The organism is Streptomyces sp. UG1 (assembly GCF_049974585.1).
In the GTDB taxonomy this organism is placed as follows: Bacteria; Actinomycetota; Actinomycetes; order Streptomycetales; family Streptomycetaceae; genus Streptomyces.
This window is the reverse complement of the sequence record NZ_JBNGGG010000028.1, coordinates 1-17,309: the sequence shown is the minus strand read 5'-3', so window position 1 is coordinate 17,309 and position 17,309 is coordinate 1. Positions and strand designations below refer to the sequence as shown.

The 17,309-nt window shown below is 71.3% G+C and carries 16 protein-coding genes; 7 read left to right on the top strand and 9 right to left on the bottom strand.

All coding sequences use genetic code 11. The features are described from left to right. Window position 1 precedes the first annotated feature (1 nt). From ACP4J3_RS28890 to mce, 4 genes are all read right to left on the bottom strand, one after another. The gene (locus ACP4J3_RS28890) at window positions 2–976 is read right to left on the bottom strand and encodes an ABC transporter ATP-binding protein (RefSeq protein WP_426538989.1); all 975 of its coding nucleotides are present in this window, start codon (window positions 974–976) and stop codon (window positions 2–4) included. 85 nt (window positions 977–1,061) lie between these two features. Further along, window positions 1,062–2,000 carry a cellulose-binding protein gene (locus tag ACP4J3_RS28885; RefSeq protein WP_426538988.1) on the bottom strand — a complete coding sequence of 313 codons (939 nt, stop codon included), beginning with the start codon at window positions 1,998–2,000 and terminating at the stop codon, window positions 1,062–1,064. A 183-nt stretch (window positions 2,001–2,183) separates the two neighbouring features. Then, window positions 2,184–6,032 (bottom strand): polarized growth protein Scy, encoded by a 3,849-nt coding sequence (gene scy, locus ACP4J3_RS28880; protein ID WP_426538987.1) that lies wholly within the window; start codon window positions 6,030–6,032, stop codon window positions 2,184–2,186. A 233-nt stretch (window positions 6,033–6,265) separates the two neighbouring features. Beyond that, complete coding sequence (gene mce, locus ACP4J3_RS28875; protein WP_007384751.1) at window positions 6,266–6,706, bottom strand: methylmalonyl-CoA epimerase; 441 nt, start codon at window positions 6,704–6,706, stop codon at window positions 6,266–6,268. 148 nt (window positions 6,707–6,854) lie between these two features. Here mce and ACP4J3_RS28870 point away from each other — a divergent pair, with 148 nt between their 5' ends. The 3 genes from ACP4J3_RS28870 (at window position 6,855) to ACP4J3_RS28860 (ending at window position 10,600) form a co-directional block, all read left to right on the top strand. Further along, window positions 6,855–8,057, top strand: a complete 1,203-nt coding sequence (locus tag ACP4J3_RS28870) for an acetyl-CoA C-acetyltransferase (protein WP_426538986.1) — start codon at window positions 6,855–6,857, stop codon at window positions 8,055–8,057. Between the two features lie 43 nt (window positions 8,058–8,100). Next, entirely contained in the window at window positions 8,101–9,057 is a 957-nt protein-coding gene (gene meaB / locus ACP4J3_RS28865; protein WP_426538985.1) for a methylmalonyl Co-A mutase-associated GTPase MeaB, read from the top strand. A gap of 463 nt (window positions 9,058–9,520) precedes the next feature. Continuing rightward, window positions 9,521–10,600 (top strand): MFS transporter, encoded by a 1,080-nt coding sequence (locus tag ACP4J3_RS28860; RefSeq protein ID WP_426538984.1) that lies wholly within the window; start codon window positions 9,521–9,523, stop codon window positions 10,598–10,600. A gap of 44 nt (window positions 10,601–10,644) precedes the next feature. On the opposite strand, the gene ACP4J3_RS28855 is transcribed toward ACP4J3_RS28860, so the two are convergent. Beyond that, window positions 10,645–11,241, bottom strand: a complete 597-nt coding sequence (locus ACP4J3_RS28855) for a PepSY domain-containing protein (protein WP_426538983.1) — start codon at window positions 11,239–11,241, stop codon at window positions 10,645–10,647. Window positions 11,242–11,357: 116 nt separating this feature from the next. Between ACP4J3_RS28855 and ACP4J3_RS28850 the strand changes: the two genes are divergently transcribed. After that, window positions 11,358–12,080, top strand: a complete 723-nt coding sequence (locus ACP4J3_RS28850) for a response regulator transcription factor (protein WP_426538982.1) — start codon at window positions 11,358–11,360, stop codon at window positions 12,078–12,080. Then, window positions 12,077–13,507: a sensor histidine kinase gene (locus ACP4J3_RS28845; protein ID WP_426538981.1), complete on the top strand. Its 1,431-nt coding sequence runs from the start codon at window positions 12,077–12,079 to the stop codon at window positions 13,505–13,507. The genes ACP4J3_RS28850 and ACP4J3_RS28845 overlap by 4 nt, the downstream gene beginning before the upstream one ends. 15 nt (window positions 13,508–13,522) lie before the next feature. Here the strand turns inward: ACP4J3_RS28845 and ACP4J3_RS28840 are convergent, their stop codons facing one another. From ACP4J3_RS28840 to ACP4J3_RS28825, 4 genes are all read right to left on the bottom strand, one after another. Further along, window positions 13,523–13,999: a MarR family winged helix-turn-helix transcriptional regulator gene (locus ACP4J3_RS28840; protein ID WP_426538980.1), complete on the bottom strand. Its 477-nt coding sequence runs from the start codon at window positions 13,997–13,999 to the stop codon at window positions 13,523–13,525. A gap of 112 nt (window positions 14,000–14,111) precedes the next feature. Continuing rightward, window positions 14,112–14,909, bottom strand: a complete 798-nt coding sequence (locus tag ACP4J3_RS28835) for an AIM24 family protein (RefSeq protein WP_426538979.1) — start codon at window positions 14,907–14,909, stop codon at window positions 14,112–14,114. Then, a complete protein-coding gene (locus tag ACP4J3_RS28830) occupies window positions 14,906–15,556 on the bottom strand; it encodes an AIM24 family protein (protein WP_426538978.1) in 651 nt (216 codons plus the stop codon). Before ACP4J3_RS28830 ends, ACP4J3_RS28835 begins: the two co-directional genes overlap by 4 nt. Window position 15,557: 1 nt before the next feature. Then, on the bottom strand, window positions 15,558–16,190 hold the full coding sequence (locus ACP4J3_RS28825; RefSeq protein WP_426539094.1) for an AIM24 family protein: 633 nt from the start codon (window positions 16,188–16,190) through the stop codon (window positions 15,558–15,560). A 200-nt stretch (window positions 16,191–16,390) separates the two neighbouring features. Here ACP4J3_RS28825 and ACP4J3_RS28820 point away from each other — a divergent pair, with 200 nt between their 5' ends. Beyond that, window positions 16,391–16,735, top strand: coding sequence for a DUF3817 domain-containing protein (locus tag ACP4J3_RS28820; RefSeq protein ID WP_426538977.1), 345 nt, complete (start codon window positions 16,391–16,393; stop codon window positions 16,733–16,735). Continuing rightward, entirely contained in the window at window positions 16,732–17,022 is a 291-nt protein-coding gene (locus ACP4J3_RS28815; RefSeq protein ID WP_426538976.1) for an MTH1187 family thiamine-binding protein, read from the top strand. The genes ACP4J3_RS28820 and ACP4J3_RS28815 overlap by 4 nt, the downstream gene beginning before the upstream one ends. Window positions 17,023–17,309 lie beyond the last annotated feature (287 nt).

Genomic DNA, 17,309 nt, shown 5'->3' with positions numbered 1-17,309 from the left:
CTCAGCTCCTCCTCCAGTCCGCGCCCCACTGCCGCTGCTGTTGCGGCGGCTGTGGCGGTGGCTGCGCCGCGTCGGCGTGCGCGTGGTACTCCACCGACTCCGCGGTCAACTGCATGAACGCCTCCTCCAGGGAGGCCTGTTGCGGGCTCAGCTCGTGCAGCACGATCTGGTGGCGCGCCGCCAGCTCCCCGATCTGCTCGGACTTGCCGCCGTCCACCTCCAGCGTGCCGTTGCCGGCCTGTACGGCGGTGATCCCGCCCTGGTGCAGCACATCGAGCAGCCGCTCGCGCTGGGGGGTGCGGATGCGGACGTAGGCCCGAGAGTTGCGGGCGATGAAGTCGGGCATGGAGGTGTCGGCGAGCAGCCGCCCCTGGCCGATGACGACGAGGTGGTCGGCGGTCAGCGCCATCTCGCTCATCAGGTGGGACGAGACGAACACGGTCCGGCCCTGCGCGGCCAGCGATTTCATCAGGTTCCGGATCCAGTGGATGCCCTCGGGGTCGAGGCCGTTGACCGGCTCGTCGAACATCAGGATCCGCGGATCGCCGAGCAGCGCGGCGGCGATGCCGAGCCGCTGGCCCATACCCATCGAGAAGCCCTTGGTCTTCTTCCTCGCGACCGCCGTGAGCCCGACCGTGTCCAGCACCTCGCGCACCCGGCTGCTCGGGATGCCGTTGCTCTGCGCGAGGCACAGCAGATGGTTGCGGGCGCTGCGCCCGCCGTGCCAGGCCTTGGCCTCCAGCAGGGCGCCGATGTACGTCAGCGGATCCTTGAGCTGGTCGTAGTGCTTGCCGTCGATACGGACGTCGCCGGCCGTGGGCCGGTCCAGGCCCAGGACCATCCGCATCGTGGTCGACTTGCCCGCACCGTTGGGGCCGAGGAAGCCCGTGACGATGCCCGGTCTCACGCTGAATGTGAGGTTGTTGACCGCCACTTTCTCGCCGTACCGCTTCGTCAGCCCCTCGAGCTCGATCATGCCGCCCACGCTAAAACGGGACAAAGCCCTCTGCCACCCCAGTGGCAGAGGGCTTTGCGAAATTCAGCAGATGTGCGCCGGATTGTTACCGGGTCTGCTGGGCGGGCACCCCACGGGAGATCGGCTCGTCCTCGGCGGCGGGCGCGCCGGTCGCGGCGACCGCGGCACCGGTGAGGGTCGCCAGCATCTCGCGGACGTTCGTCAGCTGAGCGTTGATGCTGTCGCGGCGGTTGGTGAGGGCCGCGAGCTCGCGCTCGGATTCCGAACGGATGCGGTCGGCCTTGGCGTTGGCGTCGGCCACGATGTCCTCGGCCTGGCGCTGCGCGGTCTCCACCGTCTGGCGGGCGCGGCGCTCGGCGTCGGTGCGCAGCTTCTCGGCCTCCAGGCGAAGCTGCTCGGCGCGGTGCTCGATCTCGGCGAGCCGCTTCTCGGCCTTGGCCTGACGCGACGCCAGGTCGCGCTCGGACTGCTCGCGGCGCTTGGCGAGGTTCGTCTCGAAGTCGGCGGCGGCCTGCGCGGCCTTGGCGCGGGTCTCCTCGAAGAGGGCGTCCGCCTCCTCCCGCTTGGACTGCGCGTCCTTCTGCGCCTCGGCGCGCAGTGCGGAGGCGTCGCTCTTGGCCTTCTCGACGATCCGGACGCCCTCGTCCTCCGCCTTGGACTTGCGCTCCGCAGCGAACGATTCTGCGTCGTTGCGGACCTGCTGGGCCGCCGACTCGGCGAGCTCGCGGTGCTGCTCTGCGGCGCGGCGCGCCTCCTCGCGCAGATCCTTCGCCTCTTCCTCGGCGAGGCGGAGGATCTTCTCGACGCGCGCGCCGAGACCCGCGTACGACGGCTCTGCGTCGGTGACGGCTGCCTGGGCGTTCTGCGTCTCGAGGTGGAGCTCCTCGATGCGCTTTTCCAGAGCGGTGATACGGGCGAGAGCGCTGTCGCGGTCGGAGACGAGCTTCGAGATGCGTTCGTCCACCTGCGCGCGGTCGTACCCACGCCGCACAAGCTCGAAGCCGTAGGGGGAAGTGTCGCTCATGGGGTTCCTGTCGAATGAGACCGGTGAGGTGATAAGGGGAATCCTAGGGGCCGAAGCGGTGTGTCATCGAGCGGATACGTGTTTGATCTGGAGAATGAGACCCCTTTTGAGTGGCTAACCGTGGGACGGCTTGCCAAAAACTTGGTCAAAGGCCCCAGGAGACACCGGAAACCGGTGCCTCCGCTAGCCGTCTGACGACTTGCCACCCGATCGTGGTGCTCCGACTGTCGCACCCGCCTTGACCCCACCGTCCTTGCCGGCCGACGGCGCCTCGAAGGACTCCAGGGCCTCCAGGACGTCCTGGACCCGCGAGATCTCGGCGTTGATGTCCTCGCGCCGCCGCACCAGGACCTCCAGCTCGCGCTTGCCCTCCTCGACCGTGCGCTTGGCCTCGCGGACCGCCTCGGCCTTGAGCTCCTCGGCCTCCTTGATCAGCGCGGACCGCTTCTGCTCGGCCTCCTTCAGCAGCCCCTCGGCCTTCTTGACGGCGGCGATGCGCACCTTGCCGGCCTCGGAGTTGGCCTCCGAGACGATCTCCTTGGCCTTCGCCTGCGCCTTGGCGAGCTGCTCCTCCGAGGCCTTGATGAGGGCGTCGCAGCGGTCGCCGGTCGACTTCATCGTCTCGGAGGCCTCGCGGCGGGCCCGCTCGTGCAGCGCCTCGATCTCGCCCGTGATGCGGTCGCGCAGCTCCTCCGCGCGCTCCCTGATGGCGGTGGCGTCCCGGCGGGCGCCGACGAGCAGCTCGTCCGCGTCCGTGCGGGCCTTCTCCACCATGGAGTTGCCCTCGACCGTCGCCTCGGAGACCAGCCGGTCGGCCTCCTTGCGGGCGGCGCCCACCATGGTGTCGGCCTGCCCCTCGGCGTCCGCGGTCGTCTTGTGCGCCTGCGCCTGCGCCTCGGTGAGCAGCTTGTCCGCCTCGGCCGTGGTCTCGGTGATGAGCTTGTCGACCTGCTCGGCCACGTCCTGGCGCCGCTTGCTGGCGTCCTTGCGGGCCTCGTCCAGGGTGCGCTCGGCCTCCTCGCGCGCGGAGCCGACCAGCCGCTCGGCCGTCGCTTCGGCGTCGGCCTTGAGCTGCTCGGACTCGCTGCGGATCCGCTCGGCGTGCTGCTGCGCGGCGCCGACCGTCTCCGCGGCCTCGGCGCGCAGCCGCTCCGCCTCCGACGTGGCGTCCCCGACCAGCTTCTCGGCCTTGGCCAGCGCCTCGGCCCGCACCCGGTCGGCCTCCGTGATCGTCTCCGACTGGAGCCGCTCCGCCTCCGAACGCGCCTCGGTGATGAGGGTGTCGGCCTGCGTCGCCGCGTCCGAGCGGATCCGGTTGGCGTCCTCGCGGGCGTCCGCACGGGTGCGGGAGGCGGCCTGGTCGGCCTCGGCGATCTTGTCCGACGCCTCGGTGCGGATCCGCTGGGCGTGCTCGGCGGCCTCCGACCGAAGCCGCTCGGCCTCCGCGATGGCCTCCCCGACGGTGCGCTCGGCGAGGGACTTGGCGGCCGCGGACTCCTCGTTCGCCTCGCGCCGGACCCGGCCGGCGTCCTCGCCGGCCCGCTCCCGCTCGGCGTAGGCGTCGGCGCGGACCCGGTCCGACTCCTCCTCGGCCTCCCGGCGGGTACGGTCCGCCGCGTGCTCGGCGGCGCTGCGCAGCCCGGCGATCTCCTCCTGGGCCTGCTCGTGCAGCCCCGACACCGAGTCCCGCACCTGCTGCGCGTGCTGCTCGGCCGCCGACACCATCTCGGTGGCGCGCCGGTCGGCCTCCTCGACCAGCCGCACCGCCTCGGCCTGCGCCTCCTCGACGCGGCCCCGGGCCACGGCCAGCAGCTCCTCGCTCTGCTCACGGGCCCGCTCGCGCTCCTGGTCGGCCTCCTGGCGGGCGGAACCGAGGAGTTCGTCGGCCTCCCGGCGGCGCCTGGCGGCCTCCTCCTGGGCGGCCGACAGCGTCTCGGACGCCTCGGTGGCGAGCCGCTCGGCGGCGGCCTGCGCCTCGGCACGCACCCGGTCGGCGGTGTCCTGCGCCTCCGACTTCAGCCGCTCGGCCTCGGACGCGGCCTCCGACCGCAGGCGTACGGCGATGGCCTCGCCCTCGGCCCGGGACGCGGACGCGTCCGACGCGGCCTCGGTGCGCAGCCGGTCGGCCTCCTCCTCGGCCTGCTGCTGGAGCGTGCGGATCCGCTCGGCGGCCTCGGTGCGCAGCCGCTCGGCCTCCTCGGCGGCCTCGCGCCGGATGCGGGCGGCCTCCTCGCGGGCGTCGGTGAGCGCCTCCTCGGCCGCCGCGAGCCGCTGCTCGGCCTCGGTGTGAAGGCGCGTCAGCTCCTCGGCGGCCTCGGTGCGGCGGGCCTGAACGGCCTGCTCGGTCTCCTCGCGCAGTTCGGCGGCGGCCCGCTCGGCGTCGGCCTTGATGCCCTCGGCCTGCTCGACGACCTCGTCGCGGTGCCGCTCGGCCTCCTGGCGGGTGCGCTGGAGGGTCTCCTCGGCCTGCCGGCGCAGCGTGGTCGCCCGCTCGATGGCCTCGGTGCGGACCTTCTCGCTGTCCGTCGTGGCCTTCTGGCGCAGCTCGTCCGCGTCCTGCTTGGCCTTGGAGAGCAGTTCCTCGGCGGTCTTGGCCGCCTCTTCGATCTGCTGGACGGCCTCCTTGCGGGCCTCCGCGCGGATCTTCTCGCCCTCGGCGACCGCCTCGGAGCGCAGTTGCTCGGCCTCGCCGCGCAGCCGGCGGGCCTCCTCCTGCAGCTCGACCGTCTTGGCGCGGTACTCCTTGGTGTCGTCCTTCGCCGCGCCCTTGAGCTGCTCGGCGATGTCGTTGGCCTCGGAGCGCAGCCGGTCCGCCTCGGCCTCGGCCTCCTTGCGGACCCGCTCGGCCTCCTCGGCCGCGGCCTTGGTGGTCCTGCGGGCGTCCTCCTGCGCCTTGTTGAGGACGTCCTCGGCGGTCTTGGCCGCCTTCGAGAGCTGGGTCGCGCTCTCCTCGGCGGTGATCGTACGGGCCTTCTCGGAGGCCTCGGCGACGATCTTCTCGGCCTCGGCGCGCGCGTCGGCGACGACCTGCTCGGCGTCCGCCTTGGTGGCCTCGGCCTCCTTGGTGGCCTCGCTGACCAGCCGGGCGACCTGCTCCTTGGCCGTACGCATGCGCTGCTCGTTGGCCGACTCGGCACCGGAGAGCGCCTTCTCGGCGGCCGCCTTGGCCTCGGCGACCAGCTTCTCGGCCTCGGACTGCGCCTTGCGCAGCGCCTCCTCGGCCTCGGCCATGCGCTGCTCGGCGGCCCGGCTGAGCTCGGTGGCCTGCCGGCGGGCGGCGTCCGACTCGGTCGCGGTGGAGCTGCGCAGCTGCTCGGCGTGGTCGGTGGCCTCCTGGGCCTGGGTGGAGGCGGCGTTCAGCAGCCGCTCGGCGTCGGTGCGGGCCCGGCGCAGGATCTGCTCGGCCTCGGCGCGCGCCTCCTCGGCCGCGTTCGTCAGGCGCTGGCCGGCCTCGCCGGTGAGCCGCTCGGCCTCGGCGCGCGCGGCCGCCATGGCCTGGTCGGCCTCGGCGCGGGACTCGTCGAGGAGACGGCGGGCCTGCTGTTCGGTGCGGGCGCGAAGCTGCTCCGCCCACGCCACGTTCTCGTTGACGTGCGACTCGACGGTCTGGCGGCGCTCGGCCAGCTCCTGGTCGAGCTGCTGGCGGCGGGTCACCGCCTCCTGGTGCAGCTCGGCCTGCAGCCGGGCGGCCTGCTCGGCGTGCTCCTGGAGGATGCGCTGGGTCTGCGCGCGGGCCTGGCTGAGCTCGCGCTCGGCCTCCTGGCGCAGCTGATCGGCCTGGACCTGGGCGTTGCGCAGCAACTGCTCGGCCTGATAGCCGATGTCGCCGCCGTCGAAGGCGGGCCGGGACATGATGGTCCGCCGCGCCTCGTGCAGCTTGGCGCGCAGCACCTCGACCTGGTAGCCGAGGTCCTCGGCGTGCTGGATCGCCTTCTCCCGCTCGGTCTTCAGCCGATCCATCTCGGCCTCGAACCGAGAGAGGTGGTCGACGTCAGCCGCCGGCTCTCGCTCCTGGCGTTCGTAGCCCCGCACTGCGCGGTCCCATCCGTCCCCTGGTCGCAAGTCTGGCCAAACGGGCTCCGTCCGTCCGCCGAACGGGGCCCCCGGGGAATGGTGTCAGATCAACGGCAGAGCCTGGGCTGCTGCCCCGACGCTCGCCCCCCGAAACCCGGACCCCGGAACGGTCCCTCCGCAAAAGGCGGGACCGGGCCACCCCGGTTCAGGGAGCGACCGCCCCCAACCCTACCGGCCCATATGTACGAGGGTCAGTGCTCAGGTGACTCAACAGGCGCCGAAGTGACCAGTTCTGTCAGTACGCCATGGCAGTCCTTCGGGTGCAGGAAGGTGATTCGTGACCCCATGGAGCCGCGCCGGGGCTCTTCGTACAGAACGCGTACGCCCTTGTCCTTGATGTCGGCGGCGTCCTGGTCGACGTCCGCCGTGCCGAAGGCGATGTGGTGGACACCCTCGCCGTTCTTGTCGAGCCACTTGGCGACGGTCGAGTCCGGCCGCGTCGGCTCGAGAAGCTGCAGGTAAGAGGCGCCGCCGTCGGAGGTTTCGTTGATCTTGAGCATGGCCTCGCGGACGCCCTGCTCCTCGTTGACCTCCGAGTGGAACACCTCGAAGCCGTAGGTGGCCCGGTAGAACTCGACGGTCTTGTCGAGGTCGAAACAGGCGATCCCGATGTGGTCGATTCGCGTCAGCATGGATTCAGTGGAGCGCTCGCGGGATGGTTACGCAACGTGCGCGCGATCACACCGACGGCCCGGTGACGGCACGGAGTGCCACTCAGTACATTCGAAGTAAACCCTCGTTCACTCCTCGGCTGTCCAAGCTGGAAGGGGATCGCACCTCATGTCTTCGTCAAACGGCACGACATCCGTGATCGTCGCGGGTGCCCGCACCCCGATGGGGCGGCTGCTCGGCTCGCTGAAGTCCTTCTCCGGAGCCGACCTCGGCGGCTTCGCGATCAAGGCCGCCCTCGACCGTGCGGGGATCGGTGGCGACCAGGTGCAGTACGTGATCATGGGCCAGGTGCTCCAGGCCGGGGCGGGGCAGATCCCGGCGCGCCAGGCCGCGGTCAAGGCCGGCATCCCGATGAACGTGCCGGCGCTCACCGTCAACAAGGTGTGCCTCTCCGGCCTCGACGCCATCGCGCTCGCGGACCAGCTCATCCGCGCCGGCGAGTTCGACGTGATCGTCGCGGGCGGCCAGGAGTCCATGACCAACGCCCCGCACCTGCTGCCGAAGTCCCGCGAGGGCTTCAAGTACGGCGCGGTGCAGATGCTCGACGCGATGGCGCACGACGGTCTGACCGACGCCTTCGAGAACATCGCCATGGGCGAGTCCACCGAGAAGCACAACATGCGCCTGGGCATCCGGCGCCCCGAGCAGGACGAGATCGCCGCCCAGTCCCACCAGCGCGCCGCCGCCGCGCAGAAGAACGGCATCTTCGAGGCCGAGATCACCCCGGTCGAGATCCCGCAGCGCAAGGGCGAGCCGGTCGTCTTCAGCAAGGACGAGGGCATCCGCGCCGAGACGACGGCCGAGTCGCTGGGCAAGCTGCGCCCGGCGTTCGCGAAGGAGGGCACCATCACGGCGGGCTCTTCGTCCCAGATCTCCGACGGCGCCGCCGCGGTCGTCGTCATGAGCAAGGCAAAGGCGCAGGAGCTGGGCCTGGACTGGATCGCCGAGATCGGTGCGCACGGCAATGTGGCGGGCCCGGACAACAGCCTGCAGTCCCAGCCCTCCAACGCCATCCTGCACGCCCTGAAGAAGGAGGGCCTGGAGGTCTCCGACCTCGACCTGATCGAGATCAACGAGGCCTTCGCCGCGGTGGCGGTGCAGTCAATGAAGGACCTCGGAGTGTCCCCGGAAAGGGTGAACGTCAACGGCGGAGCCATCGCCCTGGGTCACCCGATCGGTATGTCGGGCGCGCGGCTCGTGCTGCACCTCGCCCTGGAGCTGAAGCGGCGCGGCGGCGGCGTCGGCGCGGCCGCGCTGTGCGGCGGCGGCGGTCAGGGTGACGCACTGATCGTGCGGGTACCCAAGGCCTGAACCGTCTGTACGTGCTGTACGTGATGTGAGGAACGGAGCTGTGATGCAGGACGTCTCCACGCTGGTGGCCCAGGCCAGGGAGGGCAGGCCGAGGGCGGTGGCCCGGCTGATCTCCCTGGTGGAGGGGGCGTCCCCGCAACTGCGGGAGGTCATGGCGACGCTGGCCCCGCTCACGGGCAACGCCTATGTCGTGGGCCTGACCGGCTCCCCGGGCGTCGGCAAGTCGACGTCCACCTCCGCCCTGGTCACCGCGTACCGCAAGCAGGGCAAGCGGGTCGGCGTCCTGGCCGTCGACCCGTCCTCGCCGTTCTCGGGCGGCGCCCTGCTCGGCGACCGGGTCAGGATGTCCGACCACGCCTCCGACCCCGGCGTCTACATCCGCTCGATGGCGACCCGGGGCCACCTGGGCGGCCTCGCCTGGGCCGCCCCGCAGGCGATCCGCGTCCTGGACGCGGCGGGCTGCGACGTGATCCTGGTCGAGACGGTGGGCGTCGGCCAGTCGGAGGTCGAGATCGCGTCGCAGGCCGACACCTCCGTCGTCCTCCTGGCTCCCGGCATGGGCGACGGCATCCAGGCAGCGAAGGCGGGCATCCTGGAGATCGGCGACGTGTACGTCGTCAACAAGGCCGACCGCGACGGCGCCGACGCCACCGCCCGCGAACTCAACCACATGCTCGGCCTCGGCGAGTCCCGCGGCCCCGGCGACTGGCGCCCCCCGATCGTCAAGACGGTCGCCGCCCGCGCCGAGGGCGTCGACGAGGTCGTCGAGGCCCTGGAGAAGCACCGGGCCTGGATGGAGGAGCGGGGCGTCCTGGCCGAACGCCGCCGGGCCCGCGCCGCCCGCGAGGTGGAGACCATCGCCGTCACCGCCCTGCGCGAACGCATCGCCGACCTGCACGGCGACCGCCGCCTCGGCGCGCTGGCGGAGAAGATCGTCGCCGGGGAACTGGACCCCTACCGGGCGGCGGACGAGCTGGTGGCCGGGCTCACCCGGACCTGAGCACAACCGCCTGGTCAACTCCCCCCCGCCCGCTGTTAAGTTGATCCACATGTACCTCCTCCTGGCATAGGGCACGCCCCGCCCGCGCACGGTCCACGCCCCCTCGGCAGTGACCGGCGCGGCGACAAGGCGTCCCCTTTTCCGCCTCGAGTCGAGGAACTCCCGTGTCTTCCACATCAGTGGCGCGGCCTTCGTATGCCGCCGTCCTCCGCATCCCCCACGCCCGCCGCACTTGGGGCGTGTGCCGGATGTCCCGTCTGCGCCCCGGCGTCCGGCACGCACGCTCGCCGCACGGGGGCCTGGGACAGGTGGCTCCGCCACATGACCCAGGCCCCCGCACGCCGATCGCACGCACCGGACGCCGCTGCGCCCGCGCTTCGCGCGGACGACGGGACATCCGACACACGCCCCAGCCGCCGCCCTCCTCGGCAGGCTCTCGTACGGCGTCGCCCCGCTGTCCGTGATGCTCGCCGTGACCCGGACCTCCGGGTCGTACGCCGTGGCCGGTGTCGTCATGGCGCTGTTCTCCGGTGCCAGTGTCTTCCTGTCGCCCGCGCGGGCGGCCCTGATCGACCGGTACGGGCCGCGCCGGGCGCTCGTGCCGATGGTCGCGGCGTACACCTCGCTGCTGGGGCTGCTGGCGGTGCTCGTCTGGCGGCCGGGTGCCGCCTCGCCGTTCGTCCTCGGCGCCGTGGCCGCCGTCGCCGGTGCCGGAACCCCGCCGCTCGGGCCGACCATGCGGGCCGTGTGGGGGCGGCTGGCCCCCGACCGGGCGCTGGTGCAGCGGGCGTTCAGCCTCGACGCCGTCGCGGAGGAACTGCTCTTCGTCTCCGGGCCGCTGCTGGTGGGCGTGCTCGTCGGGTTCGCTCCGCCGGCGGTCGGGGTGCTCGTCGGGGCCGGGCTGATGGTGGTGGGGACGGCCGGGTTCGTGTCGTCGCCCGTGGTGCGTGCGGTGCCGGCCGGCGGGAGCGAGCCGAAGCGGCGTACGGCCGGGCGGCGGGTACTGCGCGGGCTCGGCCGGCCGGTGATCGCGGCCGCGGGGGTCGGGCTCGCACTGGGCGTGGCCGATCTGCTGGTGGTCGCCTTCGCCGAGACCCGTGGCCACGGTGGTGCCGGCGCGGCCTGGGTGCTCGCCGCCCTGTCCGCCGGGAGCGCCGTCGGCGGACTCCTCAACGGGGCCGTCGACTGGAGCGCCTCCGCCGGGCTCCGGCTGTCCGTGCAGGCGGCCGGACTGGGGCTGGCGCTGTGCGGTGCCGGACTGGCCCAGGGGCTGGGGACCCTCGCCGCGGCGGTCGCGGTGGCCGGTGTCTTCGTCTCCCCGTTGATCACCACCGCGTATCTCATCGCCGACGAGACCGCCGCGCCCGAGGCCCGGGTCCGCGCCGGCGCCTGGGTCAATACGGCCGTCAACGCCGGGAGTACGGCCGGTGCCGCGCTCGCCGGCGTGCTGGTCGGGGGGCTGTCGGTGGGGGATGTGCTTCGCGGTGACCGGCGCGGTGATGCTGCTGACGGCGGTGGCCGTGGCGCGGGGGGCGGGACGTGAGAGGGGTACGGGGCGCCCCGTACCCCTTGTATGACGGCCCGACGTCAGTCGTCGTCGCCGTCGCGGTCGTCGTGGTCCTGGGTGACCTTGCCCGTCCTGAGGTCGACCTGCCACTCGCCCTTGGTGGTCTCCACGCTCCAGGCCCCGGGGCCGTCGTCGTCGAGGTCGACCTCGGTGACGGTGCCCTTGCCCGCCACAGCCTCGGCGGCCTCGCGGGCATCGACGCTCGCGCCCTTCAGCGCGGCCAGGTCCTCACGGCCGTCGTTGTCGTCATCGTCGTCGCGCTGGGCGCCGAGGATCTTGCCGGTCGTCGCGGAGACCCTGACGTCGTGGTCGGAGCCGTCGCCCATGACGACGCTCACCTCCCAGACGTCCGCGCCGTCGTCGTCCAGGTCGGCGGAGACGGCCGTGCCCGGCGTGTGCTTCAGTGCGGCGGCGATGGCGTCGGCGTCGGTGACCTTGGCGGCGGTGGCCTCGTCGCGGACCTCGACGGTGTCGTCGTCCCGGTCGTCGGCGACCCGTACGCTCGACTGCCGCTGTGTGGCCGCGCCGTCGTCGTCGCCGGACGCGTAGGCCGCGACGGTGCCGCCCCCGATCAGGGCCGCTGCGGCGACGGTGGCGATGACGATGTTGCGCTTCATTCCGGTTCCTCCCGAGTCGCTGTCGTTTCGACGTGAATCAATCTGCCGAACCGACGCTGAGAGGAACCTGAAGGACCCTGAAGAGATCTTCAGCTTCGCTTTGCGAACCTTTACGCATGCGCCCGCCCGTCTCCCACCACCGCCCTACTCGAGGCGCTTCGCGCCGCCCCTTTCGAATCTTGATCGTGGAGGACGAGAAGCGGCTGGCCCTGTCGCTCGCCAAGGGGCTGACGGCCGAGGGGTACGCCGTGGACGTCGTCCACGACGGCCGGGAAGGGCTGTACCGGGCCTCGGAGGGGACGTACGACCTCGTGATCCTCGACATCATGCTGCCCGGCATGAACGGCTACCGCGTCTGCGCCGCCCTGCGCGCCGCCGGTCACGAGGTGCCGATCCTGATTCTCACCGCCAAGGACGGCGAGTACGACGAGGCCGAGGGGCTGGACACCGGCGCCGACGACTACCTCACCAAGCCGTTCTCGTACGTCGTCCTCGTCGCCCGCGTCAAGGCGCTGCTGCGGCGCGGCGGCCAGGGCGCCGGGTCCTCGCCCGTGCACGTCCACGGCGACCTCAAGGTCGACACCGCCGCCCGCAGGGTCTTCCTCGGCGACGCCGAAGTCACCCTCACCGCAAAGGAGTTCGCGGTCCTGGAGCAGCTCGTGCTGCGGGCCGGCGAGGTGGTGTCCAAGTCCCAGATCCTGGAGCACGTCTGGGACTTCGCGTACGAGGGCGATCCCAACATCGTCGAGGTGTACATCAGCACCCTGCGGCGCAAGCTGCGCGCCGGGCTGATCCGGACGGTGCGCGGGGCCGGTTACCGGCTGGAGAAGGAGCAATGAGAAGGCTCTTCGGCTCGGTCCGGTCGAGGGCCACGCTCGGCGCCACTCTCGTCGTCGCCGTGGCGCTGGTCGCGGCCGGGGCCGCCGTCCTGCTGTCGCTGCGGTCCAACCTGATCGGGCAGGCCGGTACCGAGGCGGAACGCACCGCGCGGGCCGTCGCCTCGGAGATCGCGCTCACGAGGCCGCGGGACCGGCTGTCGGTGGACGACGACGAGCCGGTCCAGGTCGTCGACGAGAACAAGAACCTGCTCGCGGCCAGTGAGGACCTGGAGCGGATCAGCGGCACCGGCACCGACGCGGTACGGCCGCAGCCCGGGACGTCACCCGGTGGGGCCCGCAGCGGGGAGGACTCCGACGACGACGCGGATGACGACGACTCCTCCCCCGAAGCCCTCGAACCGGGCGAGATCAGCGAGCACACCACCTTCACCAACGGCACGGCGACGCTCGACGGCGAGAGCGACGACTACCGCTTCGCCGCCGTCCACGTCGAGGTCGACGGCAGGGGCCGGCTCACGGTGTACGCGGGCGCGCAGCTCTCCGCCGAGCAGAGCGCCGTCAGGACCGCGCTCACCGTCATGCTGATCGGCTTCCCGCTGCTGCTCGGCGTCGTCGCGGGCACCACCTGGCTGGTCACCCGGCGCGCCCTGCGCCCGGTCGAGGGCATCCGCGGCGAGATGGCCGCGATCACCGCGTCCGAGGACCTGGCACGCCGCGTACCGGTACCGGACACCCATGACGAGGTCGCCCGCCTCGCCCTGACCACCAACGAGACGCTGGCCGCCCTGGAGACCTCGGTGGAGCGCCAGCGCCGCTTCGTCGCCGACGCCTCGCACGAGCTGCGCAGCCCGATCGCCTCCTTGCGCACCCAGCTCGAAGTGGGCGCCGCGCACCCCGAGTTGCTGGACCTGGACGGCGCGGTGGAGGACACCGTACGGCTCCAGGGCCTCGCGGCCGACCTGCTGCTGCTCGCCCGCCTGGACGCGGGGGAGCGGCCCGGTGAGGCCCGGTTCGACCTCGGCGCGCTGGCCCGGGAGCAGGCCGAGGGGCGGGCCGGGGTGACGGTGGCGGCGGACGCCGTGCCGGTGGCCGGGTCGCGGGGGCAGGTGGGGCGGGTGCTCACCAACCTGCTGGACAACGCCGAGCGGCATGCCCGCACGGCGGTCACCGTGAGCGTCCGTGGCGAAGGGGAGTGGGCCGTGGCGGCGGTCGCCGACGACGGGGACGGTGTGGCCGAGGCCGATCGGGAGCGGATCTTCGAGCGGTTCGTACGGCTGGACGAGGCCCGCAGCCGCGACGACGGCGGTGCCGGTCTGGGCCTGGCCATCGCCCGCGACGTCGCCGTACGGCACGGTGGCACGCTCACCGTGGGCCGGGCGCCGACCGGCGGAGCCCTGTTCGAGCTCCGCCTGCCGCGGGCCGGGTAGCCGCCGGATCCGTCGTTATGGGCGTCCCCGATGCCCGCGCAGGTGCTCCGCGATGGGCTTCAGGGCCTTGTCGAGCTCGGTCAGGGAGTCGGGGGACAGCAGGTCGATGAAGTGCCGGCGCACGGACGCCACATGGTGCGGCGCGACCTTCCGCATCGTCTCCATGCCGTGATCGGTGAGGACCGCGTACAGCCCGCGACGGTCGGATTCGCAGTTCTCACGCCGGACCAGGTTCGCGTTCTCCATCCGGGTGATCTGGTGGGAGAGCCGGCTCTTGGACTGGAGGGTGGCGGAGGCGAGGTCGCTCATCCGCATCCGGAAGTCCTCCGACTCGGAGAGGTTCACCAGGATCTCGTAGTCGTTCATTGTCAGGCCGAACGGCTGAAGGTCTTTTTCGAGCTGGTAGCTCAACAGCCTGTTGACCTCCAGGTGGGTGCGCCAGGCGCACTGCTCCGCATCGGTCAGCCAGCGGGTGGCCGTCTCGGTCTCCATGAATGAAGTCTACCTAAGAAGTTGAAAGGCGAACTAGTGAGGGTTTTCTATGACTCGTCCGTGTGAACCCTGTGTGCTCACGCGTTCGATGTCACACTCCGCAGACTACCGCTCACAGCCCGAAGCGACGCTGGAGGTCTCCGAGCTGTCCGGGAAGGCGCGGTGACCCAGCCATTTGTGAAGGGCCTGTGTGGGCGCCACCCGAACCGGGTACTCCGGCGTCCGGCGGAACCGCCCCCGTGGCCTGCTCGGCCATGAGGGTCTCGGTCGACTGCAGCAGCACGGTGCCGGTGCCGACGAACTCGAACTGATGCTCCTCCCCGGAGGCCCCGCCGAGGCCTGTCAGTGCACGTAGACCGCCCATTACGCCGGTCATGTAGCCATGGTCGTAGTGGTGGCACGGCGACGGGCAGTCGGCCCAGCCGACGAGGGCCTGCGGGTCCACCCGGATCGGGGGTTCCATGAACACCACTGGTCCGTTAGATGCGGCCACGAACTTTCCGGTTCCGATCAGCGTCAGAAAACCCGGCACGATCGATTGCTTGAGCGCAAGACTTGGCTGAAAAGCAAGCAGGTTGCCCGAGCGAATGGTCAGATTGCCGTCCTCGAGGTCATACGAGTTCACGTCGAAGGCCCGGTCAGCGAGGAGCATCTTCCCCGAGCCGGCCGCCACCACCCAGTCGCTCGCATGCAGTGGCGAATGAAAGGACGTACGGACAAGCCGGTCGAGCCGCCCGTGCCCGACACCGTTGAACTCCATCTGCCCGTAGTAGGCGATCATCTTCCCCTTCTGCAGGAACCACTGGCTCCCCTTGAGCTCCACGCAGAAGGTGTAGTCGTTGACGTTGTCGTCGGAGGGCAGCGTCATGGGGTCGTACGCGCTCGGGCCCCCGCCCGGGTAGTGGCTCACAGCTTCTCCTCCGACGCCTGGACGAACACCGCACCGTTGCCGCTGAGCTCGAGCTGGAAGGCCTCGCCGGAGCCGCGGCCCACCATGTCGCGCCAGCCCAGCGCGGTGGACAGCTTGTTGCGCACGTCGCCGTGATGGGCGACGTAGGCCTGCGGGTCGACGTGCACGGGCCGCTGCGGAGTGATCGGAACCTCAAAAACACCACCGTGCGCCATGACAGCCACAGCCCCATGCCCCTTGAGAGTCGTGGTGAACAACCCTTGCCCGCTGATCTGCCCCCGGACCATGCCCATGACGCCGCCCTGCGAGCCGAGGAACATCGTGCCCTGCTGGAGGGTGCCCTCGAAGGCGAGAAGCCGGTCCGCCTCCACGCACAGGGTGTCGCCGGAAAGGTTGATCACCTGGACGTGATGGCCCCCGTGCCCGAACAGCACCGTGCCGTTGCCCTCGACGCTCATCAGCGGAGTGTCCTCGTTGGCGACCCGGCGCCCGATCATCGACATGACCCCGCCCTGACCACCTTGCATGTTGGGCGTGAAGGACACCTCGCCCTTGTAGGCGAGCATCGCACCCCGCTGGCTGAACAGCCGCTGCCCGGGCGTGACCGTCGCCTCGATCATCTTCGAGTTGATCTCACGGAAGCCCATGTCACACCTCCCCCGCGATCGTGTTCCGCTCGCTCGGCTGTACGTACACCAGCCCGTCCCCCTCGAAGCGGATCTGGAAGGCCTCACCACCGCCCTCGCCCATGAGCGTGCGAAAGGTCACACCGGACTGAAAGGACTGCCGCAGATTCCCCTGATGAGCCACGTACGCGCCCGGATCGACGGTCAACGGATACTGCGCACTGACCCGCAACACCACCGCAGGCCCATCGGACATGATCGCCGCCTGCCCGTGCCCCTCGACGGTGGTCGTGAACAGCCCGTTGCCCTGCGAGGCGCCGCGCATGCCCGTGAACGTGGTGCCGGTGCGCAGCCCCGCGTCGGTCGCGAGCAGGTTGCTCGACTCGACGTACAGCTTGTCGCCCTGAAGGCTCACCAGGTTGATCTCGGAGGCCCGGTCCGCGAACCAGCACGTCCCGTGCCCCTTCACCTCCATCACCGTCATCTGCTCACCGGTGAGCCGCCGGGTCACCATGCCCCGGATCCCCTCACCGCCACCGCTCATCTTCTTGAAGGCCATCTGCCCGTCGTACGCGACCATCGAGCCGTTCTTCGCCTTCACGGCGTCCCCGGTCATGTCGACGGCGAGCACCTTGCTGCCCTGAAGTCGGAACATCGCCACGGAGCGAAGGTAACCGCCCCCGCCCGCCGCCAACAGATCCCAAAGGCGGACTTCACCCCTGACGGGACCCTCAGGGACGTACGACACCGACCCCCGGGCCCCGCCCACCGGCCGGGGTTTGCCACAATGGCCGAGCCCTTGTGCTCACGTTCACAAGCCGATCCGCCGCCCCCGAACCCCACCGAAGGTGACCCGTGGACATCAAGACCGCCACCGCCCTCCGCCGCCTCCGTCTCGTCTCGGCCCCCGAAGCAGTGTCGTTCCTCCTCCTGCTCGTCTGCTCGGTGCTGAAGCGCACAACGGACTTCAACGCGGTGCCCGTGATGGGCATGATCCACGGCGTCCTCTTCATCCTCTACGTGATCTTCTGGGCGGACGCCTGGAACCGCACCAAGTGGCCCCTGAAGACCGCCGCCCTCTACTTCCTCCTCTCCGTCCTGCCGACCGGCGGCTTCTTCGCCGAGCGCAAGCTCAAGCGCGAGGCCGAGGACGCGGTGATCGCCTCCCGCGCCCGCAAGGAAGGAATCGTCAACGCATGATCGTCGCATTCTCCGTGACCCCGCTCGGCGTCGGCGAGGACGTGGGGGAGTACGTCGCCGACGCCGTCCGCGTGGTCCGGGAATCGGGCCTGCCCAACCGCACCGACGCGATGTTCACGTCCATCGAGGGCGACTGGGACGAGGTCATGGACGTGGTCAAGCGCGCCGTGTCCGCCGTGGAGGAGCGGGCCTCGCGCGTGTCGCTCGTACTGAAGGCCGACATCCGCCCCGGAGTGACGGGCGCCCTCACGACCAAGGTGGAAACGGTGGAGCGCCACCTGGCATAGCGAAGTCCCCGCCTCGCCCAGGGACTTCGGCGCACCCCCCACGCACCCGCAGTCGCGTACGGCGGGAAGGGGACGTGGCGGGGGGTGTCCGCCCGCAGTGGCCGGCGTCAAGAAACGCTCAGCGCCCTGCCCAACCCCAACCGCCGGTCCGAGGACGGACACCCCCCGCCACGTCCCCGACCCACAACGCACCCGCAGGCGCTACGCGCCCCCCCACACACCCCGCACAGGCGCCGCAGGCATCAACGCGAACCCCAGACCACCAGACGCCCTACCGCAACCGCTCC